At 73.0% G+C, this 24,977-nt stretch carries 22 protein-coding genes and 1 pseudogene; 16 read left to right on the top strand and 7 right to left on the bottom strand.

Translation table 11 applies throughout. The features are described 5' to 3' along the window. The first annotated feature begins 22 nt into the window (after nt 1–22). Both FYX01_RS11485 and FYX01_RS11490 read left to right on the top strand, forming a co-directional pair. Entirely contained in the window at nt 23–1,618 is a 1,596-nt protein-coding gene (locus tag FYX01_RS11485; RefSeq protein WP_150240417.1) for an N-acyl-D-amino-acid deacylase family protein, read from the top strand. Further along, nucleotides 1,618–2,583: a sugar kinase gene (locus tag FYX01_RS11490; protein ID WP_150240420.1), complete on the top strand. Its 966-nt coding sequence runs from the start codon at nt 1,618–1,620 to the stop codon at nt 2,581–2,583. Before FYX01_RS11485 ends, FYX01_RS11490 begins: the two co-directional genes overlap by 1 nt. 64 nt (nt 2,584–2,647) lie before the next feature. On the opposite strand, the gene FYX01_RS11495 is transcribed toward FYX01_RS11490, so the two are convergent. Then, the gene (locus FYX01_RS11495) at nt 2,648–2,968 is read right to left on the bottom strand and encodes a hypothetical protein (RefSeq protein WP_077692292.1); all 321 of its coding nucleotides are present in this window, start codon (nt 2,966–2,968) and stop codon (nt 2,648–2,650) included. A gap of 228 nt (nt 2,969–3,196) precedes the next feature. On the opposite strand from FYX01_RS11495, the gene FYX01_RS11500 reads away from it, so the two are divergent. Both FYX01_RS11500 and yidC read left to right on the top strand, forming a co-directional pair. Beyond that, entirely contained in the window at nt 3,197–3,487 is a 291-nt protein-coding gene (locus tag FYX01_RS11500) for a DUF6412 domain-containing protein (protein WP_150240422.1), read from the top strand. 181 nt (nt 3,488–3,668) lie between these two features. Beyond that, complete coding sequence (gene yidC / locus FYX01_RS11505) at nt 3,669–4,385, top strand: membrane protein insertase YidC (protein ID WP_150240424.1); 717 nt, start codon at nt 3,669–3,671, stop codon at nt 4,383–4,385. Nucleotides 4,386–4,457: 72 nt separating this feature from the next. Here the strand turns inward: yidC and FYX01_RS11510 are convergent, their stop codons facing one another. The 3 genes from FYX01_RS11510 to FYX01_RS11520 all read right to left on the bottom strand — a co-directional run bounded on the left by FYX01_RS11510 (nt 4,458) and on the right by FYX01_RS11520 (nt 6,321). Beyond that, nucleotides 4,458–5,078, bottom strand: coding sequence for a superoxide dismutase family protein (locus FYX01_RS11510; protein WP_150240425.1), 621 nt, complete (start codon nt 5,076–5,078; stop codon nt 4,458–4,460). A 64-nt stretch (nt 5,079–5,142) separates the two neighbouring features. Then, nucleotides 5,143–5,625, bottom strand: a complete 483-nt coding sequence (locus FYX01_RS11515) for a DUF3291 domain-containing protein (RefSeq protein WP_394350455.1) — start codon at nt 5,623–5,625, stop codon at nt 5,143–5,145. Between the two features lie 33 nt (nt 5,626–5,658). Continuing rightward, complete coding sequence (locus FYX01_RS11520) at nt 5,659–6,321, bottom strand: helix-turn-helix transcriptional regulator (protein ID WP_150240430.1); 663 nt, start codon at nt 6,319–6,321, stop codon at nt 5,659–5,661. 110 nt (nt 6,322–6,431) lie between these two features. Here FYX01_RS11520 and FYX01_RS11525 point away from each other — a divergent pair, with 110 nt between their 5' ends. Together FYX01_RS11525 and FYX01_RS11530 are read left to right on the top strand one after the other, a co-directional pair. Then, nucleotides 6,432–7,052: a YigZ family protein gene (locus FYX01_RS11525; protein ID WP_150240432.1), complete on the top strand. Its 621-nt coding sequence runs from the start codon at nt 6,432–6,434 to the stop codon at nt 7,050–7,052. A 116-nt stretch (nt 7,053–7,168) separates the two neighbouring features. Beyond that, nucleotides 7,169–8,713: a hypothetical protein gene (locus FYX01_RS11530; protein WP_150240435.1), complete on the top strand. Its 1,545-nt coding sequence runs from the start codon at nt 7,169–7,171 to the stop codon at nt 8,711–8,713. A gap of 63 nt (nt 8,714–8,776) precedes the next feature. Here the strand turns inward: FYX01_RS11530 and FYX01_RS11535 are convergent, their stop codons facing one another. Continuing rightward, on the bottom strand, nt 8,777–9,517 hold the full coding sequence (locus tag FYX01_RS11535) for a hypothetical protein (RefSeq protein WP_150240437.1): 741 nt from the start codon (nt 9,515–9,517) through the stop codon (nt 8,777–8,779). A 389-nt stretch (nt 9,518–9,906) separates the two neighbouring features. Between FYX01_RS11535 and FYX01_RS11540 the strand changes: the two genes are divergently transcribed. The 5 genes and pseudogenes from FYX01_RS11540 to FYX01_RS11560 form a co-directional block, all read left to right on the top strand. Then, nucleotides 9,907–11,844 (top strand): methylmalonyl-CoA mutase family protein, encoded by a 1,938-nt coding sequence (locus FYX01_RS11540; RefSeq protein WP_150240440.1) that lies wholly within the window; start codon nt 9,907–9,909, stop codon nt 11,842–11,844. After that, nucleotides 11,841–14,063, top strand: a complete 2,223-nt coding sequence (gene scpA, locus FYX01_RS11545; protein WP_150240442.1) for a methylmalonyl-CoA mutase — start codon at nt 11,841–11,843, stop codon at nt 14,061–14,063. The genes FYX01_RS11540 and scpA overlap by 4 nt, the downstream gene beginning before the upstream one ends. A gap of 167 nt (nt 14,064–14,230) precedes the next feature. Next, on the top strand, nt 14,231–15,277 hold the full coding sequence (gene meaB, locus FYX01_RS11550) for a methylmalonyl Co-A mutase-associated GTPase MeaB (protein WP_150240444.1): 1,047 nt from the start codon (nt 14,231–14,233) through the stop codon (nt 15,275–15,277). A gap of 352 nt (nt 15,278–15,629) precedes the next feature. Beyond that, a complete protein-coding gene (locus FYX01_RS11555) occupies nt 15,630–16,001 on the top strand; it encodes an STAS domain-containing protein (protein WP_150240446.1) in 372 nt (123 codons plus the stop codon). A 90-nt stretch (nt 16,002–16,091) separates the two neighbouring features. After that, nucleotides 16,092–16,331 (top strand): annotated as a pseudogene (locus FYX01_RS11560) (class I SAM-dependent methyltransferase); the annotation flags it as partial. Between the two features lie 160 nt (nt 16,332–16,491). On the opposite strand, the gene FYX01_RS26110 reads toward FYX01_RS11560, so the two are convergent. Together FYX01_RS26110 and FYX01_RS11565 are read right to left on the bottom strand one after the other, a co-directional pair. Beyond that, on the bottom strand, nt 16,492–17,094 hold the full coding sequence (locus tag FYX01_RS26110; RefSeq protein WP_190394292.1) for a hypothetical protein: 603 nt from the start codon (nt 17,092–17,094) through the stop codon (nt 16,492–16,494). A gap of 16 nt (nt 17,095–17,110) precedes the next feature. Then, nucleotides 17,111–17,509, bottom strand: coding sequence for a hypothetical protein (locus FYX01_RS11565; protein WP_223830410.1), 399 nt, complete (start codon nt 17,507–17,509; stop codon nt 17,111–17,113). A gap of 211 nt (nt 17,510–17,720) precedes the next feature. Between FYX01_RS11565 and FYX01_RS11570 the strand changes: the two genes are divergently transcribed. From FYX01_RS11570 to FYX01_RS11595, 5 genes are all read left to right on the top strand, one after another. Further along, complete coding sequence (locus FYX01_RS11570; RefSeq protein WP_150240448.1) at nt 17,721–20,228, top strand: PEP/pyruvate-binding domain-containing protein; 2,508 nt, start codon at nt 17,721–17,723, stop codon at nt 20,226–20,228. A gap of 358 nt (nt 20,229–20,586) precedes the next feature. Beyond that, nucleotides 20,587–21,231 carry a hypothetical protein gene (locus FYX01_RS11580; protein WP_150240450.1) on the top strand — a complete coding sequence of 215 codons (645 nt, stop codon included), beginning with the start codon at nt 20,587–20,589 and terminating at the stop codon, nt 21,229–21,231. 103 nt (nt 21,232–21,334) lie between these two features. Next, entirely contained in the window at nt 21,335–22,318 is a 984-nt protein-coding gene (locus FYX01_RS11585) for a LacI family DNA-binding transcriptional regulator (protein ID WP_150240753.1), read from the top strand. A 104-nt stretch (nt 22,319–22,422) separates the two neighbouring features. Beyond that, a complete protein-coding gene (locus FYX01_RS11590; RefSeq protein ID WP_223830411.1) occupies nt 22,423–23,022 on the top strand; it encodes a TetR/AcrR family transcriptional regulator in 600 nt (199 codons plus the stop codon). A gap of 80 nt (nt 23,023–23,102) precedes the next feature. Next, entirely contained in the window at nt 23,103–24,725 is a 1,623-nt protein-coding gene (locus FYX01_RS11595; RefSeq protein ID WP_150240454.1) for an FAD-dependent monooxygenase, read from the top strand. The last annotated feature ends 252 nt before the right edge of the window (nt 24,726–24,977 follow it).

The raw sequence follows: 24,977 nt of genomic DNA on the forward strand, positions 1-24,977 counted from the left end.
CGGCACTTCGATCGGAGGAACAGTGCAGTCCGAGACCGTACTCACCGGCGGCCGGGTGGTCGACGGCACCGGCGGGCCCTCCCGCCGCGCCGACCTCGTCCTCCGCCACGGCCGCATCAGCCGCGTCCTCCCGCCCGGCAACGCGCGTACCACCGGCACCGTCGTCGACGTGGACGGGCTGGTGGTCGCCCCCGGCTTCATCGACATGCACTCCCACTCGGACCTGGCCGTCCTCGCCGACCCCGCACACGAGGCCAAGACGCTCCAGGGCGTCACCCTGGAGGTCCTGGGCCAGGACGGCCTCGGCTACGCCCCCGTCACCGACGACACCGTCGAGGAACTCCGCGCCCAGCTCGCCGGATGGAACGGCCGCCCCCGCCTCGACCACTCCTGGCGCACCGTCGGCGGGTACCTGGACCGGATCGACGCGGGCTCCCCGGTCAACGTCGCCTGCCTCGTCCCCCAGGGAAACGTCCGCATGGCGGTCGTCGGCGGTGAGGACCGCCCGCCCACCCCCGGCGAACTCGACCGCATGCGCCGGATCGTCGCCCAGGGCATGGACGACGGAGCGCACGGCCTCTCCACCGGGCTGACCTACACCCCCGGCATGTACGCCACCGACGACGAGATCACCGCCCTGCTCGGCCCCGTCCAGGCCGCGGGCGGCTACTACTGCCCCCACCACCGCAACTACGGATCCCGGGTGGTGGAGTCCTACCGGGAGTGCCTGGAGATCGCCCGCCGCGCCCAGGTGGCCCTGCACCTCGCGCACTGCCACGTCAACTTCCCCCAGAACCGGGGCCGCGCCCCCGAGGTCCTCGACGCCATCGACGAGGCCACCGTCCGCTACGGGCTCGACGTCACCCTGGACAGTTACCCCTACCGGGCCAGCGCCACCCACCTCGGCGCCCCGCTGCCCGGCTGGGCCCAGGCCGGCGGTACCGCCGCCACCCTGGAACGCCTGCGTGACGCTCCCACCCGAGCGCGCATCCTGCGCGAGATCGAGGTCGAGGGCACCGACGGCAACCACGGCGTCCCCATGGACTGGTCGGCCATCGTCGTCACCGGTGTCGGCGACCCCGCCCTGTCCTGGGCCGTCGGCTCCTCCGTCGCCGACCTCGCCAAGAAGCGCGGCGAGGAGCCCGCCGACCTCTACGCGGACCTGCTCGTGGCCGACGAGCTGCGCGGCGGCTGCCTGCTCCAGGTCGGCAACGAGGAGAACATCCGCACCATCATGCGGCACAGCTCCCACACCGCCGGAAGCGACGGTATCCTCGTCGGCGCCAAGCCGCACCCGCGCGGTTGGGGCACCTTCCCCCGCTACCTCGGCCACTACGTGCGCGAACTCGGTGTGCTCACCCTGGAGGAGTGCGTCCGACACCTCACCTCGCGGCCCGCCCGCAGGCTCGGCCTCACCGACCGGGGCGTCGTCCAGACGGGGGCGGTCGCCGACCTGGTGGTCTTCGATCCCGACACCGTGGCCGCACGCGCCACCTACGACGAGCCACGCCTCGCCCCCCAGGGCGTCCACCACGTCCTGGTGTCCGGGGACTTCACCGTCCGGGACGGTCGGCGCACCGACCGCCTGCCCGGCCGATCCGTTCGGAGGAACCGCTGATGACCGGACACCGGAGCGACGGCGTGGGCGGGCCGGCCGAGGGGGTCGACGTCGTCTGCGTCGGCGAGACCATGGCCGTACTCGCCTCCTCCGAGGCCCTCAACGCCGGAACGAAGCTCATCGTGGGCACAGGCGGAGCCGAGTCCAACGTCGCGGTCGCCCTGGCCCGCCTGGGACACACCGCCGCCTGGGTCAGCCGGGTCGGCGACGACCCCTTCGGCAGGATCGTCACCGAGTCCGTCGCCGAGTGGGGTGTGGACGTGCGCGGCGTGGAGGTGGACCCCGGGCGCCCCACCGGCCTGTACGTCAAGGACACCGCTCCGGGCGGCGCGGGGGTGCTGTACTACCGCGCCGGATCGGCCGCGTCCGCGCTGTCGGCCGCCGACGCCGACAGGGTGTGGTCGCGGGGCGCACGCGCCGTCCACCTGTCCGGCATCACCCCGGCGCTGTCCGCGCGGGCCGCCGCGCTCGTGGAGTACCTGCTGGACCGCGACGGCGCCGGGGGCGGCGCGTTGCGCTCCTTCGACGTCAACCACCGGCCCGCCCTGTGGTCGCCGGAGACCGCCGCGCCGGTGCTGCTCGACCTCGCCCGTCGCGCGGACGTGGTGTTCGTGGGCCGGGACGAAGCCGAACGGCTGTGGGGCACCCCGGCCGCCGAGGACGTGCGCGCGGTGCTGCCCGAGGTCCCGGTGCTGGTGGTCAAGGACGCCGAGCACGGAGCGACCTGCTTCGACGCGGACGGCGCGGTGTTCGCGCCGTCCCCTCCGGTGGACGTGGTCGAGGCGGTCGGCGCGGGTGACGCGTTCGCCGCCGGGTTCCTGTCCGGGCTGCTGGACGGCCTGCCCACGAGGCGGCGGCTGGCTCTCGGCCACGCGGTCGCCGGTGCGGTGCTGTGCTCACCCGGGGACACCCTGGAGGCCCTGCCCGAGGGTGTCGCCGAGATCCGCGGACACGCGGAGCGGTGACGCTCCGGTCCTGGACGTCCGCGTCCCGGCGCCGTGCCGTCCGGCTCCGGCGGCTCGGCGGCGGTCAGCCGATGACGATGGCGCCCGCGAGGACCGGGTCGCCGAAGCTCACCGAGCCGTGCCCGGAGGCCAGGGCACGACTGCCCTGACAGCTCGTGCCGGCGAAGAGCGCGAACTTGACCTTGCTCTCCGTGGCGATCCCGGTGACGCCGCCCTGCCCGGTCTTGAGGGTGCGGCACCCCCCGTTCTCCAGGGTCTGCTCGTAACCGGACTCGAAGGTGACCCGGACCGGGGGAGCCTGGTCCTCTTCTCTGCTCGACAGTCCGGCGATCGCTCCGGCGATGGTGGCGGACATGGTGGCGAGGTTCGCAGGGCGGATCGGCACGTGGTTCCCCTTCTCTGCCGGGCCCGCACGGGCACGACGGCTCCTGGCGAGTGCGGAGTTGGCTACTCTGTGTCATTTAGCTACAGGATCACGCGAACCGAGCGGAGCTCAGGCGGAGTGTCGGCGGATTTCTCCAGGTCGTGCCGATCCGGACCCGGAAGCGCGTTGTCGGACACGGAACCGGGCGGATAGGATGCGGTCCTGCCACGAGCGAGGAGGGAGGGCGCCATGAGCCTTCTCCTCGCGTTCTTCGAGCTCCTCATGCTGGGCGTCGTCCCGGCCGAGCTCCTCCCGGCCCCCGACACCCTGACCCTGCTGCTGGTCACCGTCGGCGCGGCCGTCGCCTGGTACGTCCTGTGCGGCGCGGGCCCGTGGCCCGCGGGCGACACGGCCACGGGTGCGGCGCACGCGATGCGCCGCAAGTCGGCGCGCCTGCCCGTGCCCACCCTCCGTGACCCCGACGCGCCCGGACGGCCCCGTCCGAGAGCACCGGGCGCGGCCCTTCCGGCCGCTCGCTGACCGCTTCCGTAACCTTCCGCATGCGCCGGCGCGCGCGTGCCCGCGTGCTCTCCGACGCCCCCGCGCCGGTGAGCCCTCGGGGGCGCCGACCACCCCGGGCACTCCCGCGGCTCTGACGGTGACGCGTTCCCGAGCGGCCCGACGTCTGTTCTCCCCGTACCGGACGAAGGGCCATCCGACCTTGTACAGCTTCGGGCCGATCGCGGCCGCCATGACCCTGCTCTCGACAACCCTCGCCACCCTCACCTCGCTGCTCACGCCACTCACCGCGGGCCTGGCGGCCGGACTCGCCGTCGTGGTCCTGACCGTGCTCGTGCGCCTGCTGCTCGTCCCCCTCGGTGTGATGCAGGTCCGCGCGGAGAAGGCCCGCGCGCGCCTGGCCCCCCGACTGGCCGAGATCAGCGCCGAGCACGGCAAGAACCCCGAGAGGCTCGTCGCCGAACAGCGCAGGGTCTACACCGAGGCGGGTACCTCTCCGCTGGCGGGCTGCCTGCCCTCCCTGGCGCAGATGCCCGTCATGGTCGCGCTCTACGGCGTCTTCATCGGGGCCGGGGGCGTCGAGGAGCCGCTGCTCGACCATGTCTTCGGCGGTGTCGAGTTGGGCGCGACCATGGCGGCCAGCGCCGACGGCCCGTTCGTGGCGCCCGTGTTCGCCGTCGTCATCGCCCTGATCGCCCTGGTGGCCTGGGCGAACCGCCGCTACCTCATGCTGCCCACCATGCGGGCGGCCGCGGCCGTCAACCCGAACCAGCCGCAACCGGGCTTCCTGAGCTACGTGCAGTTCGTGACCGTGGTGGTGGCCGCCTTCGTGCCGCTGGCCGGAGGCCTGTACCTGCTGGCCTCCGGCGCCTGGGCACTGGGTGAGCGGCTCCTCCTGCGCCGGATCCTCCCCGACTGAGCGGGGACGCGGCGGCTCCGGCCCGTTCTCCGGACCCTTGCGGACCTCGCGCCCGGGGAGGGGCCGTCGGCGTCAGAAGTCGATGCTGACGCAGGCCAGGCGGTCTCCCGCGGTGCCCGCCTCGCCGGGTTCGGTGCTGGTGTGGTGCTCGTGCAGCACCAGGGAGCGGGCCTCGCCCTCACGGAACTCCCAGTCCACCGTGGCGGTGGAGTAGGCGTTGCCGCTCTCGTCGGTGACGAAGTCCAGCCAGACCTCGTTCTCGGGGTTGGCGTACTCGGGATCGGAGGACGGCTCGTCCTCGGTGGCGGCCGGATCGGCCTCGTTCTGGTAGTGGGGGCCCGCGTCCCCGGGCTCCTCGCCGCAGGGCCGGGTGTGCACGTGGGCGCCGAACTCGCGGTCGGGCTCCAGCCCGGTGCCGGTGAACTGCACGTAGGTCCCGCCCTCCTGTTCGCGCACCTGCACGTCGGAGGTGGCGCCCGGGGGCACGGCGGTCTCGTCGTAGGTGATGGCGCCCGTGCCCTCGCCGGGCGGCAGGAAGGTGGAGGCGGTCACCGTGGGGGAGGCGGTGGGCTGGGCCCCGGAGGTGGCCTCGGGGTCGGTGGAGCCGTCGCTGGAGGCGGGCTCGGACTGCGCGCATCCGGAGACGAGGATCGCTGTCAGGGCCAGGCCGACAGCGAGTGGTGTCGTGCGCATGACGGGACTCCCGGTGTGTTCTCGGCTGTCGCCCGCAAGACTACCCAAGGTGTCAACATGATGACTAGGCGTGCGGAGCGTGATCTGCCGGGGGCGGGAAGGACGTCCTGAGGGTGAAGGCCCCCGGGGTGGGGCCGTGCTCGCGCAACAGATCCAGGCGCCTTCCGGCCTCCTCGACTGTGGGGATCGTACCGCTGGGAACCCACCACAGGGCCAGGTGCGCCTCCTTGACGCGGTCGAACCACTCCCTGCGGTCGCGCAGCAGTTCCAGGTGCTCGCTCCGGTACGTGAAGTTCCACAGTGACTCCACGTCCTCCCAGACGGAGTAGTTGATCAGGAGCGCGTCGCCGAAGGGCCGCAGGCCGGTGGCGTCCCCCTCACCCTCCTCGACCAGCCGCCACACGAACCCGGGTGCCTTGTCGGCCAGGGCGTTGACGGGCTCGATCCGGGAGGCGAACCCCGCCATGGAGGGGGCGCTGAGGGGTGCCTTCAGGACGCCGACGTTGATCTGGGCCAGGTGGTGGCGGGAGGAGGGGGTCGCATTCATGTGGCACAGCACACCACGGCCCGATCTTCTATGTCAATGTTCATTGTTTTTGGAAATCACCACACAGCAGCGGTCCGGGCGGGCGTCCATCCGGGCCCGTCCGCGGTCCTCGCCGCGCCCCTCCAGCACGCCGCGCAGCAGTTCCAGGTTCAGCCCGCAGGCCAGGGGCGGGAAGGTGCGCGCCAGGGTGTGGAAGGGGCAGTTGCGCAGCCGCACACCACCGTCCCCGGTGTCGTCCCCCGGCCCCTCCCCGGGCTCGTAACCCCGCGCGCGCAGCAGCTCGGCGAGCGGTTCGTCCCGGTGCTCGGCCCCGATCCGGCGGCCCTCCTCGCGTGCGGCCGCGTACAGGGCCTCCTCGGCGCCGTGCCGCTCCACCGCCTCCGCCAGCACGTGCGCGGCCAGCTCGTAGTCCCTCGGGGGCAGGTGCAGGGACAGTTCTCTGCCGGAGCGTCGGTACAGCTTGGCCGGACGGCCCGAACCCGGCCCCTCCCGGCCGCTCACCTTGCGCCGGGACACCTCCAGCAGCCCCGCGTCCGCCAGCCGGTCCAGGTGGTGCGCGGCCAGGGTGCGCTGGATGCCGAGCGCGTCGGCGGCCTGCACGCGGCTGACCTCGCCGCTCGCCGCCACGTACTCGTACAGCCTGCGGCGCACGGGGTCGGCCAGGGCCTGCGCGGCGTCGATCGAGGAGTCGTCCATGCCCCCATTGTCCGCGCGCGGACCCCTCGGGTGGTCCGCGCCGGGCGACCGGCGCCTGTCACCGGGATGGGACACTGGTGGGCGACCACGACCCCTGCCGAACAGGCGACATGCGAACGATCAGACGCGGCGGCGAGCACGAGCTGGAGATCAGGAGATCCCGCTTCATCTGCGCGCTGGCCAGGGTGGACGGTGAGGAGGCCGCGCGTGCCTTCATCGCCGAACGCCGCAAGGAGCACTGGAGCGCCAGCCACAACTGCACCGCCTACGTACTCGGCGACCAGGGCGGCGTGCAGCGTTCCAGCGACGACGGCGAGCCCGGCGGGACCGCCGGGGTGCCCATGCTGGAGGTGCTGCGGCACCGGCGGCTCACCGACACCGTCGCCGTGGTCACCCGCTACTTCGGCGGGGTCAAGCTCGGCGCGGGCGGGCTGATCCGGGCCTACGGCAGCGCGGTGTCCGCCGCCGTGGACGAGGCCGGGGTCCTGGAACGCCGCCGGCTCCTCGTCGTGGACGTGTTCGCCGACTACGTGCTCGGCGGACGCCTGGAGAGCGACCTGCGCGACTCCTCCCTGACCGTGCGCGACGTCGCCTACGCCGACCGGGTCCGCATCGAGGTGGCACTGCCCGAGGACGAACTCCCCGGCTTCGAGCTCCGCCTGGCCGAGCTGACCGGAGGCGGGGCGGAGTCCGAGGTGAGGGGCACCACGGTCGTGGAGGTGGAACCCTGATCCCCCGCACACGACGTTCCACAGCTGTAACGAGTGAAGGTCCTCGGGTGTCGGCATATCCTGGCGCGGCTTAGGATTTTGCCGTAAACGTCATCGTTCGTGGGGAGAAACCGTCCATGCGCAGCTCACGGGTGCCCCAGGCCCTGACCTGTGGCCTCGCGGTGCTGCTGGCCGCCGCGTGCACAGGCGAACCGGAACCCCCCGAGCCCCGGCCGGAGGGGGAGCCGAGCCCGGTTCCCACCGCCTTCGAGGGGGAGGCGCCGCCCGGGATCGAGGGCGAGGTGCTGCGGTATCTGCACGGTGACACCGCGAACGCCCACGAGATCCTCGACGATCCCCTCGGTGTGCGGATCAGCCCCGTCGGAGACGCCTTCCTCATCAGCTCCGGCGGCGAGGACCGACACCTGCTGCACGACGCCGCAACCGGCGAGGCCCTGTGGGAGGGCGAGGCGCGCTTCCGCGGGTTCGACACCGACCGCGGCGGCGGGCGGGTCCTGCTCATGGCGGACGCCGACGGAACCCCGTTCGTCCTGGACGCCCGTGGCGAGCGGCTGTGGGAGCCCGCCGAGAAGGGCGACACCTACCTCGACGGCCTCGCCGTGCGCCACCCCGGCGGATGGAGCGAGAAGGAGCCCCACGGCGCCTTCTCGCTGCTGGACGCCGGGGGCGAGGAGCTGTGGTCCTACGACTTCGAGGCCCCGACCGGTCCCGGGCCCGGGGAGGGGTCCGAGGACGCGGAGACCGCCGAGGACGCTCCGGAGGAGACCGGGGGAGGGGCCGGGGAGGAGCCTGGCCTGGGCGTGCCCGTGGCCGCCCGGGACGGACTGGTCCTGCTCGCCTCCGGCGGCCCCACCCTGCACGCGTACTCCGCCGGTCCCGGCGCCGACACCGGCGCCGGGGACGACGCCGACGCCGGGGGCGAGGAGCTCTGGACGGTCGACGGCGAGGACGCGGACCTGGGCCTGCCGACCTCCGCGCCCGTCCCCGCGCCGCAGGTGATCGGCTTCTATCCGCTGCCCGGCTCCGAGAGCGGGTCGGAGGAGTCCAGCGGGTCGGAGGAGCCCGGCGAGGATGAGGAGACCAGCGGGGACGAGGAGACCGGAACGGAGGAGGCCGAGGAGGTCCTGCTGCTGCGCTGGGCCCAGTCCGAGACGCCCTCCACGCTCTCCGCGCACGATCCCGGGACCGGGGACCTGCTGTGGACCCTGGAGGAGCCGGGCGCGAACCCGGTCGCCGGAGCGTTCGAACCGGCCGGGGTCGCGGGCAGCCTGTACGACGCCGCCACCGGCACCCTCCTGCTTCCCCAGGCCAGTGGTGAGGCCCCCGTGGTCGCGATCGGTCTGGCCGCCGGAGAGGTCCTGTGGGGCCTGGAGGAGGACGCCGGGTCGATCTCCCCGGCCTTCGCCTTCGACGGCCTCGTCTACGGGGACTCCCGTGCCAGCACGGGCGGGGACCGACAGCTGGTGTTCGACGCGGTCACCATGGACGTGGTCGAGGACGAGATACCCGCGTACGTGGAGGCGGTCACCGAGAGCGGGCACGCCGTCCTCGTCCAGGACCGGCAGCGCTTCGTCTACGGGCCGCCCCCGGAGGACGAGGAGGAGTCCGGGGAGCCCACGGACGAGGAGGCCGCCGGCTCACCCGACGCCGACGCCAGCTGATCGCTGCGGCGCGGCTGGGGTGAAGGGCGCCTCGTCCTCCGCTCCTCCCGGTTCGCCCGGCCCCTACTCCTCGCTCAGGTACGGGTAGGTGGCCCAGGTGCCCCCGATGAGCACATAGACCTCGTAGGGGGTGATCGCCGTGTTCGCGGGGTCCTCCGCCGACGCGCCGCCACCGTCCGCGGCGTAGCAGAGGTAGGGTGCCCGGTCCGCTCCCGGCGTGACGGCCACGATGTCGTCCATGTCGCAGTACACCGCCTCGACGCCGTGGTCGAAGCGGATGGTGTCCTCGACGACTCCGCGCACGGTGGGCAGTTCCGGATACTCGAACCGGAAGGTGACGCCTCCGCCGCTGTCCTCGGCCAGGGCCGGGAACCGCATGTCCAGGCCGCCGTAGGTGAGGGTGCAGGTGTAGCTCCGCCCGGCGACCTCCTCCATCCGCTCAGGGCACATGGCGGCGCTGCCCGGGGCGACGTGGGAGGCCTTGCGGGACACCTCCGCCAGCAGGAGCCAGGCCACCCGTTCGGGCAGGGGCGCGGAGCCTTCGGGCTCGGGCGGTAGGGCGGACTCGTCCAGCTGGGGCCTGGAGGAGGGGACGGACTTCTCGACGAGGAGCCCCGCGAGTTCCTCCTGGGACAGTTGGTCCGCGGGTCCGTCCTCCGCGGCGGTGTCCTCGGCGGACTCTTTCGAGGAGGCCGATGCCTGGACGGGTCCCTCCCCGCCGCCGCAGGCGGACAGGGAGAGCGCGAGCGCGAGGGAAACCACCGGAGTGATGGGGAGGCGGCTGTCACGGGGGAAGAAGGGCATTTCTGTCCTTTTCATCCTTGGTGGGGAGCGAAGGGGGGGAGGTGCCGCAGGTCGTGAAGCGCGTGAGGTGGCCCGTGTGTCCGACTCTCCTCACTTTGTGTCTGCTCGCCGGGTACCCGGGGTATGTCCCGCCTCACTGAAAGAAAGTACATGGTGTCGTTTTGTGAAACCCGGTCCCCGAAAGGGGTCGACGGCCCCCCCGTGCGAGCCCGGCTCCGTGGTGAACAGGCACGGAGCGCGCACGCCGGGGCCGCGCCGGTCCCACACCACGCCGCTGGTGTGTCCCATATCACTGTGTGCTTCCGAAGCGGTACGGCCACGCCGCTCCGCGTGCCACGCACCACACCCCGGGGCCCCGGGACCGAACGTGGTTCTCTACCATCCGGTATATGGACGTCCCTGAGAGCGGAGCCGCCGGATCCGGCGCCCCCAACCTGGCCGAGGGATTCCCGGCCGCCACACACGAGCGGTGGCGTGGACTCGTCGCGGGGGTGCTGCGCAAGAGCGGCGTTCCCGAGGAACGGCTCGCCGACGCACCCGAGTCGGTACTCGCCACGCACACCTACGACGGGTTCGACATCGAACCCCTCCACACCTCCGATCCCCCGGCCGCCGACCCCGGCTTCCCCGGACTGCCCCCCTTCACCCGTGGCTACCGGCCCGGCGGGGGAGTCCCCCAGGGCTGGGACATCCGCGCCCGCCACACCGACGCCGACCCGGCCGTCCTGCGGCGCCGCCTGCACAACGACCTCATGAACGGCGTCAGCTCCCTGTGGATCGCCGTCGGCGGCACCGGTCTGCCCGCGTCCGCGCTCGGTGAGGCCCTCACCGACGTCCACCTCGACCTCGCGCCCGTGGTCCTGGCCCCCGGCGCCGACCACGCGGACGCCGCCGACGCGCTGCTCGACGCCCACGCCGACGCCGGTGTGCCCGACGGCCGGATCACCTCCCACCTGGGCGTGGACCCCCTCACCACCGCGGCCCTGGCCGGTGAGCGCCCCGACGTCATGGACCCCGTCCGCTTCGCCGTGGACCGCGCCCAGGGGCGTCCCGGCCTGGGACTGGTCGTGGCCGACGGCACCCTCGTGCACAACGCGGGTGGCTCCGAGGGGCAGGAGACCGGCTTCGCCGTCGCCGCCGGTACCGCCTACCTGCGTGCCCTGCACGCCGCCGGACTGGACCTGCCCGACGCCGCCCGGCGCGTCGAGTTCCGCCTGTCCGCCAACGCCGACCAGTTCTCGGTGATCGCCAAGCTGCGTGCCGTCCGCGCCATGTGGAACCAGGTGCTGGCCGCCAGCGGCGTACCCGCCGGCCAGCGCGCCATGCGCCTGCACGCCGCCACCTCCGAGGCGATGATGACCCGCCGCGATCCGCACGTGAACATGCTGCGCACCACCGTGGCCTGCTTCGCCGCCGGCGTGGGCGGCGCCGACGCGGTCACGGCCGCGCCCTTCGACTCCGCCCTGGGCATGTCCGACGACTTCGCCCGGCGCATCGCCCGCAACACCCAGTCCCTCCTCATCGAGGAGTCGCACCTGGCGCAGGTCATCGACCCCGCCGGGGGCTCCTTCTACGTCGAGTCGCTCACCCGCGACCTGTACCGGGCGGGCTGGGCCCTCTTCCAGGAGGTGGAGGCCGCGGGCGGGGCCGCCGAGGCCGTCGGGCACGGCCTGCTGCGCGAGCGGGTGGACGCGGTGTGGGATCGCCGCCGCCTCGACCTGGCCCACCGCCGCGCCCCGCTCACCGGCGTCAGCGAGTTCCCCAACGCGGACGAGACCCCGCTGGTCCGGCCCGCGGATCCCGCCGCGCCCGTCCCGCCGGCCTCCGGCGGCGGTTTCCCGGTGCGCCGCTACGCCGACGACTACGAGACTCTGCGCGACCGCAGCGACGCGCGGGTGGACGACACCGGTCACCGTCCCACCGCCTTCCTGGCCACGCTGGGCCCGGTCGCCGCGCACACCGCCCGCGCCTCCTTCGCGACCAACCTGCTCGCGGCGGGCGGTATCGCGGTCGAGGACCCCGGCCCGCTCGACGGCGTCGCCGCCGCCACGGACGCCTTCGCGGCCTCCGGCAGCCGTGTCGCCGTCATCTGCTCCTCCGACGCGGTGTACGCGGAGAGCGCCGAGGCCGTCGCGCGATCGCTCAAGGGCGCGGGAGCCCGCCGGGTCCTGCTCGCCGGCGCGCCCGGCGACGCCTACCGCGAGGCCGGGGTGGACGCCTTCGCCCACCGGGGGTGCGACGCCGTCGCCCTCCTCGCCGACCTGGTCGAGGTCCTGCTCGCCGATCCACCGGAACCGTCCGCCACAGCCCAGGGGGCGCGCACATGATCCCCGACTTCTCCACCGTCGCCCCGGAACTCCCAGAGTTCTCCGAGGGCACCGCACCGGACCACGGCTCGGCCGCCTGGCAGAGCGCCCTGGAGGCCGGCACCGGCAAGGCCGCCGACGCCCTGGAGTGGGAGACCCCCGAGGGCATCGGCGTCAAACCGCTGTACACGCCCGCCGACCGCGAGGGCCTGGACTTCGTGGACGGGCTGCCGGGCGTCCCGCCCTACCTGCGCGGTCCCTACCCGACCATGTACGTCAACCAGCCCTGGACGATCCGCCAGTACGCCGGGTTCTCCACCGCCGAGGAGTCCAACGCCTTCTACCGGCGCAACCTGGCCGCCGGGCAGAAGGGGCTGTCGGTCGCCTTCGACCTGGCCACCCACCGCGGCTACGACTCCGACCACCCCCGCGTGGCGGGCGACGTCGGCATGGCGGGCGTGGCCATCGACTCCATCTACGACATGCGCCAGCTGTTCGACGGCATCCCGTTGGACAGGATGAGCGTGTCCATGACCATGAACGGCGCGGTGCTGCCGGTTCTGGCGCTGTACATCGTGGCCGCCGAGGAGCAGGGTGTGCCTCCGGAGAAGCTCTCCGGGACCATCCAGAACGACATCCTCAAGGAGTTCATGGTCCGCAACACCTACATCTACCCGCCGCAGCCGTCGATGCGGATCATCTCCGACATCTTCGCCTACACCTCGCAGCGGATGCCGCGCTTCAACTCCATCTCCATCTCCGGTTACCACATGCAGGAGGCCGGGGCCACGGCCGACCTGGAGCTGGCCTACACCCTGGCCGACGGCGTGGAGTACATCCGCGCGGGCCAGCGCTCCGGGCTGGACGTGGACGCGTTCGCGCCGCGCCTGTCGTTCTTCTGGGCGATCGGCATGAACTTCTTCATGGAGGTCGCCAAGCTCCGCGCCGCCCGCCTGCTGTGGGCACGCCTGGTCAAGGACCTGGGCGCGGCCAGGGACAAGTCGCTGAGCCTGCGCACCCACTCCCAGACCTCGGGCTGGTCGCTCACCGCCCAGGACGTGTTCAACAACGTGGCCCGCACCTGCGTGGAGGCGATGGCCGCCACCCAGGGCCACACCCAGTCGCTGCACACCAACGCCCTGGACGAGGCGCTGGCCCTGCCCACCGACTTCTCCGCGCGCATCGCCCGCAACACCCAGCTGCTGCTCCAGCAGGAGTCCGGCACCACCCGGGTGGTGGATCCCTGGGGAGGCAGCTACTACGTGGAGCGGCTCACCCAGGAGCTGGCGGCCAAGGCGTGGGCGCACATCCAGGAGGTCGAGAAGGCCGGGGGCATGGCCGCCGCCATCGACGCGGGACTGCCCAAGATGCGCATCGAGGAGGCCGCGGCCCGCACCCAGGCCCGCATCGACTCCGGCCGCCAGCCGGTGATCGGCGTCAACAAGTACCGTCCCGACACCGAGGACGAGATCGAGGTCCTCAGGGTCGACAACTCCCGGGTGCGCGTCCAGCAGCTGGAGAAGCTGCGCCGCCTGCGCGAGGAGCGGGACGGGGCCGAGGTGCGCGCCGCGCTCGACGCGCTCACCGAGGCCGCCGGGCGCGAGTCGAGGGCGGACGAGAGCCTGAGCAACAACCTTCTGGCGGCGGCGGTCGACGCGGCCCGGGCCAAGGCCACCGTCGGCGAGATCTCCGACGCCATGGAGAGGGTCTTCGCCCGCCACTCCGGCCAGATCCGTACGATCCAGGGTGTGTACAGGGAAGAGGCGGCGGAAAGCGCCGACACGGCCGGGCTCATGGAGCGCGTGGCCCGACGGGTGGACGAGTTCACCGAGGCGGAGGGCCGCCGTCCCCGCATCCTGGTCGCGAAGATGGGCCAGGACGGGCACGACCGCGGCCAGAAGGTGATCGCGACCGCCTTCGCCGACCTGGGCTTCGACGTGGACGTCGGCCCGCTCTTCCAGACCCCGGCCGAGGTCGCCGCCCAGGCGGTGGAGTCCGACGTGCACGTGGTCGGGGTGTCCTCGCTCGCGGCCGGGCACCTCACACTGGTTCCCGCCCTGCGTGAGGAGTTGGCCGAACTCGACCGCGAGGACATCATGATCGTGGTCGGCGGGGTCATCCCCCAGGCGGACTTCGCGTCGCTGAGGGAGGCGGGCGCGTCGGCGATCTTCCCGCCCGGGACGGTCATCGCCGAGGCCGCCGTCGACCTGCTCGACCAGCTGGAGGAGCGGTTGGACTAGTCCGTGTCCGGAAACCGGGTGATCCTGCTCCTGGTGGCACTCCCGAACGCCGAGAACGCCGCTGGGAGCAAGGTCATCGCTGTCAGGCACGTCGCCGAGGGTGCCGACCGTGGCGGTCACCGCACCAGGGAGTGACCGTACGTGGCCCGAGGGCCGGAGGGAGAAGCGTGGACGACCGGGGTGGTGCGCGGGGAACGCGTGGTTCGGGGCGGCGCCGCCCCGTGGACGTGGACGCCCTCGCCGAGGGGGTCCTGGCCGGGCATCGTCCCACGCTGGCGCGCGCGATCACGCTCGTGGAGTCCCGCCGCCCGGACCACGTCCGTGCGGCGCAGGAGCTGCTCGTCCGGCTCCTGCCGCACACCGGCGAGGCCCACCGGGTCGGGATCACCGGAGTCCCCGGCGTCGGCAAGTCCACGTTCATCGACGCGCTGGGCACCAGGCTGACCGGGGCCGGGCACCGGGTGGCGGTACTCGCCGTGGACCCCTCCTCCACGCGCACCGGCGGCAGCATCCTGGGCGACAAGACCCGGATGGCGCGCCTGGCCGTGGACCCGGGCGCGTTCGTCCGCCCCTCGCCCACGGCGGGGACCCTGGGCGGGGTCGCCCGGGCCACCCGGGAGACCATGCTACTCATGGAGGCGGCCGGGTTCGACGTGGTGCTCGTGGAAACCGTGGGCGTCGGTCAGTCCGAGGTCGCGGTGGCCGCCATGGTGGACTGCTTCCTCCTCCTCACGCTGGCCCGTACGGGCGACCAGCTCCAGGGCATCAAGAAGGGCGTGCTGGAACTGGTGGACGTGGTCGCGGTCAACAAGGCCGACGGCCCGCACGCCGACGACGCGCGCAAGGCGGCCCGCGAGCTGTCGCGGGCGCTGCGGCTGCTCCAGCCGGTCCATCCGGACTGGCGTCCGCCGGTGCTGACCTGCAGCGGGATGAGCGGTGACGGGCTGGACGGGGTGTGGGACACCGTGGTGGAGCACCGTGCTGTGCTGGAACGCGACGGCGCTCTCGCCGAGCGCCGCAGCCGTCAGGGGGTCAGCTGGATGTGGGACCAGGTCCGGGACCGGTTGATGGACACCTTCCTGCGCGACCCGAGGGTGGCGGAACTCCTTCCGCGCATGGAGGACGAGGTGCGCTCGGGAAGGAGCACGGCGACTCTGGCCGCGGGCGCGCTACTGGACTCCTTCACCCAGCGTGAACGCCCCTCAGCTGAATGAACGCATAGTAACCGTGTTGCCGTTGACGGGGTCAACGCGAGATGAACACGTGCCCCGGGTGCGTTCCATGTCGTGAAATAACCCACGGTGAACATGTCATACCGGATGCTCTTGGTGGGGTTCGTGCCCAGGAGGCGAAAATTTCTTCCGGTATGCCATTCCCGAACGGGCGGTTCGCTTATACCGTGTGTGTCCAAAGACTTACCAGGTTCGCGGACGTGTCAGCGTTCTCCCCTCGTTGGTCCGGTTCTGTGGGAGTGGTGCCGGGAAGGGCGGGCGTGGTTCGCGGATCTGCGTATGGTTAGACGAAGGGACCCCTCACCATCTCAACGTGGGGCCGGGAGGAGTGAACGTGCACAGGCTTGGGCTGAGCACGCGGGTGGAGAGCCGCAGCGTCATCGTCGCGATCGAGGGAGAACTCGACATCGCGACCGCCGCCGACCTCCAGGAGCACATCCAGTCCGCGATCAACGACCACGGTCCTTGGCTGATCCTGGACCTGGCGGGTCTGGACTTCATGGACTCGAGCGGTCTGAACGTCATCATCAACGCCTACAGGACCGTCCGTGAGCTGGGCGGGTCGCTGGCGTTGGCCGCACTGAACGAACGCGTCACCAAGGTCGTCCGCCTGGTCGGCCTGCACCGACAGGTTCCGGTCCACCAGACCGTGGCCACCGCGGTGACCGCGATGGAGGCTCTGGAGGCCAAGCGCCAGGCCGGATAGGCTCCGCGCGTGAGCCGACTCCTCCCTCCGGGCTCCCCCGACGTCTCCTGGGACCACAACAGCCACTACCACGGCCACCTTCTCCAACACGTGCCCCCGCACTGCACCCGAGCGCTCGACGTCGGGTGCGGCGGCGGCCGGTTCGCCCGGGTCCTGGCCTCGCGCGGCATCGCCGTCGACGCCGTCGATCCGGAGCCGCGGATCATCTCCACAGCCCGCGAGTGGACACCGTCGCGGCTGCCGGTCGAGTACCGCGTGGCCTCCCTGGAGGAGGCGGACCCGGCCCCGGCGGGGTACGGGTTCGTGAGCGCGGTCTCCAGCATCCACCACATGCCGTTCGGGCCCTCGCTCGAACGGATGGCCGCCGCCCTCGCCCCCGGCGCCCGGTTGAGGCGGCTGCTGTTCTGGCGCTACTCGCTCCTCTGCACACGTCCGGCCTGGCCCCGCGCGGGGTCAGGCCTTCGGGTCACTCACGGTCTTCGCGGCGCGGTCAGCCGGCGCCGCCGCCACCGCCGTCGCCTCCGCCGCCTCCTCCGGAGTCCCCACCGCCGAAGAGGCCGCCGCCGAAGAAGCCACCGCCGTCCCCGGGGTTCCAGTCGGTGCCGTCTCCGGCGTCACCGCCGTAGGAGCCGGCTCCTCCCGGATACGCGTTCCCGGCGCGCGGACCGGGGTGTCCCCGGTGACCGTGGCCGGGCGGTACCTGGCGGGCCCGCCCGAACGCGTACGGCTGACCAGGCGGGGGAGCATGGCCGGGCGCGGGACCCGCGGCACGGGTGGCGGCGGACCTCGATCGCATCAGCGCGACGACGAGCGCGATCAGCGCCCCGGTGACCATGAGCCCGTACACGGACTCCACCAGCATGTTCGTCATGGAGCTGAACAGGAGGAACGCTTCGACGTCCAGGCCCATGGGACTGACGACGGTGTAGGACACGGTACTCGCCACCTGGGCGAGTACAGCCACGATCATGAGGACCCCGGTGGTCCGGAGGGCGCCGGGAGAGGGCGATCCCTTCGCGCGGACGAGGGCGACGATCCCCACCGCGAGGAGGAAGAGCGTGCCGAGGATGCCGAGGGCGGAGAGGAAGGTCATCGGAGGGCTCCTCGTGTCAGCGGGTCGGGGAGGGGCGCGGGCCGGGCTGGGGACTGGGTGACGGGAGAGGTACGGCCTGGCCCGCGACGCGCCTGGCCGCGGCCAGCACCAGGGTGAGCAGGCCTCCGGCGAACACGACCGTGAACACCAGGTGCAGCAGCGCGGTCGTGGGGGATGCCGGGGAGGCCGCGCCCATGTACGAGGTGTAGAAGCTCCAGATCTGAACCGTCAGGTCGCCGAGCGCGCCGATGACGAGCAGGACGCCGCTCGTCGCGACGAGGCCCCTGCGGTCGGCGGCCACCGCTCCGGTCAGGGCCAGAACGATGACGCCGAACAACAGGTGGAGGCCCCCGAAGAACAGGGAGACGAAGGAGGAGACGGAGAAGAGGGCGAACATCGGTGAGGGATCGGACATCCGGTTCCTTTCCTGGGGGTGACGGAGCAGGCCGGACTCTGGCGTCGGCCTCTCTCCGCGTCGACACGTGTACCGACCACCGGCCGTCCGTCTGTGCGCCTTAGGACGGCGCATCCGCCGCGGGAGTTTTCCACAACGCGCCCTTTCTCATGGAAAACCGTCGCTCCGGCGGGGAGCATGGGGGGACGGCAGGACACTCGGAGGTGACGCCGTGCTCGTGGTGGGGCTGGACCGGATCACGGAGGGCATGATCGACCTGGTCGGCGGCAAGGCCGTCGGGCTGGGCGGGGCGATCGCCGCCGGGGAACGCGTCCCACCGGGTTTCTGCGTGACCACCGAGGCCCACCGCTCCGGGACGCTGCCGACCGCCGAGGTGGCCGCCGCCTACGAGGCCCTCGGCGGGGGCCGGGTGGCCGTGCGGTCCAGCGCCACCGCCGAGGACCTGCCGGACGCCTCCTTCGCCGGCCAGCAGGACACCTACCTCGACGTCGAGGGCGCCGACGACCTCCTCACGGCCGTCCGGCGGTGCTGGGACTCCCTGTGGACCGACCGCGCCGTCGCCTACCGGCGCGACCGGGGCATCGACGACGACGCGGCGCACATGGCCGTCGTCGTGCAGCGCATGGTCGAGCCCCGGACCGCGGGCGTGCTGTTCACCGCCAACCCGGTCACCGGCACCCGGGGGGAGACCGTCGTGGACGCCGTTCCCGGCCTCGGCACCGCCGTGGTCGACGGCACGGTCCGGCCCGACCACCACGTCGTGGCCGCGGACGGCACCTCCCAGGGCCCGGACGGCGGGTGCCTGTCCCCGCAGGAGGTGGAGGAGCTGCGCGCGGCGGGGGAACGGCTTCAGGGCCGTCTCGGTTCGCCGCAGGACGTCGAGTGGGCCATCGACCACGACGGGACCCCCTGGATCCTCCAGTCCCGCGCGATCACCACCCTCTTCCCCCTGCCTCCCCATCACGACGACGGGCCCCGCGCCTACCTCGAGGGCGGGCACATGCAGGGCATGCTCCGCCCCTTCACCCCGATGGGCCTGTCCACGCTGAAGGCCACCGCCGCCGCGTGGTTTCGCGCCCTGGGCGTCGGCAGCGATCCGGAAGACGGGATGATGACCGCGGTGGGCGACAGGTTCTACCTCGACCTCACCCCCTTCCTCCGCAACCGCTGGATCCGGAACTCCCTGCCGGACGCCATGGCCCTCTACGGCCCCCGGGTCTCGGCGGCCGTCCGCCACCTCCTGGAGGACCCCCGGTTCGCACCGCGCCCGGGCGGGCGGATCGACCCGCGCGGGGCGGCCCGGACCGCCGCGCGGGCACTGCCGCTCACCCGGTTCCTCCTCGCCCAGGGCATGGCCGCGCTCGCCGACCCCGACGACGCCAGGCGCCGCATGCTGCGTGCGGGCGAGTCGATGCGTCAGCGGACCTCCCGCACCCCGGAGCACGTGGTCACGGCCCGGGACCGGCTGGAGTACGCGACGGACGTCCAGAGCCACGCGCTGACGGAGGGCCTGACCCGGATGACGGGCCCCCTGTACGTCGGCCTCCTCTCCGCCAGGATGCCCGAGCTGCTGCTCAGGGGGATCGCGGAACCGGGCGAGGTCGCCGCCGTCCTCGGCGGGATGCCGCACAACGTCACCACGGAGATGGACCTCGCGCTGTGGCGGCTGGCGGCCGGGGCGCGCGAGCACCGGGAACTGCTCCGGGACACCCCGCCGGAGGAGCTGGCGGACCGGTACCGCGCGGGAACGCTCCCCGACATCGGTCTCGGCGGTTTCCTGGAGAGGTACGGGCACCGGGGCGCCGCGGAGATCGACGTCGGCGTGCCCCGCTGGTCGGAGGACCCCGCACCCCTGTTCACGGTGATCGCCAACTACCTGCGGGTGACCGACCCCGAACAGGCGCCGGACCGCAGGTTCGCCCGTGCCGCCGCCGAGGCCGAGCACATGCGGAGGGCACTCGTCCGCCGGGCACTCGCCACCCGCCCGGTCCGCGCGCGCCTGTCGGACTTCTTCTTCGGGCGGGCACGCGCCCTGGCAGGGCTGCGGGAGTACCCCAAGTTCGCCTGGCTGTACTCGATCGCCGAGACGCGACGCCAGCTCCTCCTGGTCGGGGAGCAGATGGCCGGGGAGGGGCGGCTGGACCGGCCCGACGACATCATGTTCCTCAGGGTCGCGGAGGCGCGCGCCCTGGCGGGCGGGACGGACCAGCGCGCGCTGGTCGCCGAGCGCAGGGCCGAGTACCTGCGTGAGCGGCACCGGCGCCGGGTGCCCCCGCTCCTGCTGTCCGACGGCACCGACGTGGAGACCGCGCTGCCCGCCCTCCCCGCGGGGGCGGACGGGGTGCTCGCCGGTGTGCCCGCCTCGTCGGGGACCGCGACCGGCAGGGCCAGGGTGGTCCACGATCCGGCGGGGGCCTCGCTGGAGCCGGGGGAGATCCTGGTCGCGCAGACCACGGATCCCGGGTGGACGCCCCTGTTCATGACCGCCGGAGGGTTGGTGGTGGAGACGGGATCGACCATGGCGCACGGGCCCACTGTCGCCCGGGAGTACGGCATTCCCGCCGTGATCTGCGTGCCGGGCGTGACCGAGCTGCTGCGCGACGGCCAGATGGTCACCATCGACGGCGGCGCGGGAACGATCCACCCGGAGGCGGAGGCGGAGGCGGAGGCGGAGGCGGAGGCGGAGATGGAGGAGGATCTGGAGGACCCGGAGGGCTAGGAAGTGTCTTTGGAAGGCTTTCGGGTCAGTGAGCGGTCGTCAGGCGACCCCTCGCAAGACGGTGTGCGGAGTCCAGCCTGGTCGTGCTTCACGAGCGCGGAGGCGTAGCGAGAGGCGGGCTGGTGGACACGAGCCCGAAACGAGGCAAAAGCCACGACCTAAGCCGGGTTCCCCGGCTGCCCGTACCCGGGCGGCGACGCGGGCGGGCGTCCGGGCGCGGGGGCCTGCGGCTGGACGCCGCCGTGGGGCCGACCCGGCCACCACAGCACCGCGTGGTGCCGGGTGCCCGAGCGGCCGGTAGGGCGCTTCGGGACGTAGTGCCCGAGTCCGCCGGGAAACCGGCGGGTACGTTCGGCACATGGACGAGAACCGCCGCATCCCCCTCAGACGCGGGCTTTTCAGCACCACCATGGGACGGATCACCGTCTACTCCCAGAACCACCCGCGCGGGTTCGGCCTGCGCGTCGCCCTCCTGAGCGCCGCCTTCGCCGTCCTGGTCTGCGCCCTGCTGTTCGTTCCTCCCCTGGTGGCCGAGGGACTCGACAGGACCCTCCTCATCACCGCGGGCGGCGCCCTGGCCGGCGCCCTGGTCCTCAGCGCACCCGGAGGCCTCTTCAGCGCGTGGATGGTGCGCCGCATGGCCAGGGGCAGGCCCGTACCGCCGGACGCCGACCCGGCCCGGGTCTGGACCGCCCACTGGCAGATCACGAGGGGCGCCCTGCACGACGACTCCGAGGTCAACCGGCTCGGGCGCATCCTGGCCGACCAGAGCGACACCTCCAGGTCCCCGAAGCTCACGCTGGCGCTCGGCGCCCTCCTCATACTGGTCCAGCTCCCCAACGCCGTGCTTCACCACGACGGGTCCCCGCTGTCGCTCTTCACCGTGTTCCTGCTGTGTGTGCTGGCGGCCATGGTCGCGGCGGTCGTCCCCCTCACGGCGCGCCGACAGCGCGGGGTCCGTCGGTTCCGCGAGCTCTACGACCAGGCCGTAGCGGAGCCCTGACCACGCCGTGCCGTATCCTCTGGTGGTGCCCGCGGCGTTGCGCCGGGGTGGTGGGGTGCGTAACATCTCATCGAATCGGTTCGACGACGGACGGGACGGCACGGTGCGGATCTCCGATGTGGCCCGGCACGCTGGTGTGTCGCCGAGCACGGTCTCCTACGTCCTCAGCGGCAAGCGGTCGATCTCCGAGTCCACCAGGCGCCGGGTGCGCGAGAGCATCGAGGCCCTCGGCTACCAGCCGCACGCGGGCGCGCGCTCCCTGGCCAGCCGCCGCAGCAACGTGATCGCCCTGGTCATCCCGCTGCGCGAGGACGTGCACGTCCCCGTCGCCATGCGCTTCGCCGTCTCCGTCGTCACCGCCGCCCGCGCGCACGACCACGACGTCCTCCTGCTCACCCAGGGCGAGGGGCCCGACGGCCTGCGCAGGGTCGCGGGAGGCGCCATGGTGGACGGCGTCATCGTCATGGACGTGGAGGCCGACGACGCGCGCGTGCCCGTCCTGCGCGCCCTGGACCTGCCCTCGGTCCTCATCGGCGTCCCCGAGGACACCGAGGACCTGACCTGCGTGGACCTGGACTTCGCGGCCGCGGGCGCGGCCTGCGTGCACCACCTCGCCGACCTCGGCCACACCGACATCGCCCTCGTCGGCCAGCCGCCCTCGGTCTACGAGCGGCGCACCGGTTTCGCCGAGCGCACCGTCACCGGCTTCGAGCTCGCCGCCGCCGAGCGCGGCGTCCGCGCCACCCTGCGCCCCTGCTCACCCGACACCGCGCGCGGCGTCGCGGAGGAGCTGCTGCGCGAGCGTCCCGGCCTCACCGGCCTCATCGTGCACAACGAACCCTCGGTCGGCCCGCTGCTCGACGCCTTCGCCGAGTACGGTCGCACTCCCCCCGAGCTGTCCGTGGCCGCCATCGGCCCCGTTCCTCCCGGAGGGCCGCCGCTGACCTCGGTGGACCTGCCGGCCGAGGAGGTCGGGGCCCGTGCGGTCGGCCTGCTCATGGACAAGATCGACGGCCCCGCGCACCCCGGGGTCACCCTGCTGGAGCCGAGGCTGACCTCCCGGGAGAGCACCGCCTCCCCGGCCTGACGCCGGCCTCGGAACCCGCGGACCCGAGCGGGTTCCCTCCGTGTGCCAGTGGCCTCGCCTTGGCGCGGAAGGAACGCTCGTTCTACGTTGGTGCCATGGTTCGAATGTCGCAGGAGCACATGGACGCACGCCGTCGGCAGATTCTGGACGCGGCGCGGCGCTGCTTCGTCCGCAACGGCTTCCACGCCACCTCCATGCAGGATCTCCTGGCGGAGGCCCGACTGTCGGCGGGCGCGGTCTACCGCTACTTCAGCGGCAAGGAGGCCATCATCGGGGCGATCGCCTCCGAGGCCCTCGCCGAGGTCGCGGAGGCGTTCGCGGAGCGGGACGGCGAGCGCCCCCCGGGTCTGGACGACATCGTCGACCTCGTCCTACGGGGCGAGGGGCCCTCGCTGGCCGCGTCACGGGAATCGGCCGGACTTCTGGTCCAGATCTGGGCGGAGGCCCTGCGGTCGCCCTCCCTGGCCGCACGGCTGCAGGAGGTCGTGGACGAGGTCCGCGTCCTGATCAGCGGCATGGTGGCCCGGCACCAGGAACAGGGGCGGCTCTCCTCCGACGTTCCGCCGGAGAGGGTTGCCGACGCGCTGATCGCCCTCGTCGACGGTTTCGTGGTCCGGCGCGCGGTCTACGGCGACGCCGACCCGGAGGCGTTCCGGGACGGGCTGCGGGCCCTGATGGGAGCGTCCCACCACCGGCGAACCTGAGAGAACGAACGTTCGCTCTTGCGTAGGGGGCGCATTCGTGCTCCTATTCAGAGAACGAACGTTCGTTCCTGGAGGTTGCCTTGAGTACCGACAACGACGTCCTCATCGCGGGGGCGGGACCCACGGGACTGGTCCTGGCCATCGAGCTGGCCCGGCGCGGAGTGATCCCCCGGGTCGTCGACGCGGGATCCCCGGACACGCGCGAGAGCAGGGCCGTGGCGGTCGTGGCGCGGTCACTGGAGATGCTGGACGACATCGGCGTGGCCGAGGCCGCCGTCGAGCGGGGCCTGCCCCTGCGCCGCCTGTCCTTCCACCAGGGGACCACCACCCTGGCCGACCTGGACCTGTCGGCCCTGGACTCCCCCTTCCCGATGGACCTGTGCATCCCGCAGTGGCGAACCGCCGGGCTGCTGCGGGAGCGGGCCGAGGAACTGGGTGTGGCCGTCGAATGGGGCACGCGCCTGGCCTCCCACCAGGACGACGGGGACGGCGTCACCGCGGAACTCGTCCACGGGGACGGGCGCGTCGAGCACCACACGGCGCGGTGGCTGGTCGGGTGCGACGGAGCGCACAGCACCGTGCGCCGCACGGCGGGTTTCGGCTGGGAGACCGCCGACCTGCGCCGGGGCTTCATCCTCGGCGACGTGTCGGCCGACTGGGACCTGGCGAGGGACCGCTTCCACGCGTTCTTCGGCCCGGGCGGCATCGTGGCCCTCTTCCCGATGGTCGGCGGCCACTGGCGCATTCTGGCCAACACACCCGACGACAACCCGCCCGCGGACCCCGGTCTGGACGACTACGCCACCTACGTCGGTCGGCGCACCCCGCTGGATCCGCGCCTTCGCGACCTGCGGTGGAGTTCGTCGTTCGTGGTGCGTGAGGGGCTCGCCGACCGGTTCAGGCGCGGCCGGGTGCTGCTCGCGGGCGACGCGGCGCACAGCCACAGCCCGGTCGGGGGCCAGGGCATGAACACGGGGATGCAGGACGCCTACAACCTGGGCTGGAAACTCGCGCTGGTGGCCGCCGGCCGCGCCGTCCCGTCCCTGCTGGACAGCTTCGAGGGGGAACGGCGGCCCGTGGCCCGGGCCGTGGTCGAGGCCACCTCCACCGCCACCCGTGTCGCCACGGCGCACACCCTCGTCCTCCGCCGGGCGCGGCAGCACGCACTGCGCCTGCTGGGGAGGTCCAACCCCGCCCAGCGCCGCCTGTCGAACACCCTGGGAGAGCACCTGGTCCACTACCGCGACAGCGCGCTCGTCTCCGAGCGGTGGGACGGGTCCAGGCCCCCGGCGTGGAGCGACGGCTCCGGCGCCGGCCCCAGGGCCGGAGAGGTGGTCCGGGACGCCTACCTCGAAACCCGCGCGGGCACCAGGGCGCTCCGGCACGTCTACCGGGATCCGGGCCACCACCTGGTGCTGTTCGCCGCCGACGTGGCCGACCCCGCCGCCCTGGCGTCCTGGGCGGCCGCCGGCCGCGAGGCCGTGGACGGGTACGGACAGGTCCACGTCGTCACACGCGGCCACCTGCCCGCGGAACCCGTCGACGGGGCCATGGCGGACGTGCGCAGCGAGGCCCACAACCGGTACGGGGTGCGCCGACCCAGCCTGTACCTCGTCCGACCGGACAAGTACGTCGCCCACCGGGCCGACGGCACCGACCTCACCGGCGTACGGGACTACTTCCGCGCCCTGGCGGCCCGGTAGCGGCGGGGCCGTCCGGGGAACCGCAGGGGCACCCCCGGCCGCACGGAGGCGGACGCCTCCTCCGGGGCGGCGGGAAAACCGTCGAAACGATCCCTCCGCCGCGGAATACCAGCCCCGCCCCTCCCGTTGTACGCGGTGCCGGAAGGTGCGGTAGAAAGTGTCCCCCGGGCTCCACTCAAAGCCTTCACGGAATACCGCGCCCGCAAGGGCGGCAGGAGCCGTGTTGTGCACCGCGCCGTGAGGCGACCGCCG

The sequence above is a fragment of the Nocardiopsis quinghaiensis genome (genome assembly GCF_008638365.1).
Lineage (GTDB): Bacteria > Actinomycetota > Actinomycetes > Streptosporangiales > Streptosporangiaceae > Nocardiopsis > Nocardiopsis quinghaiensis.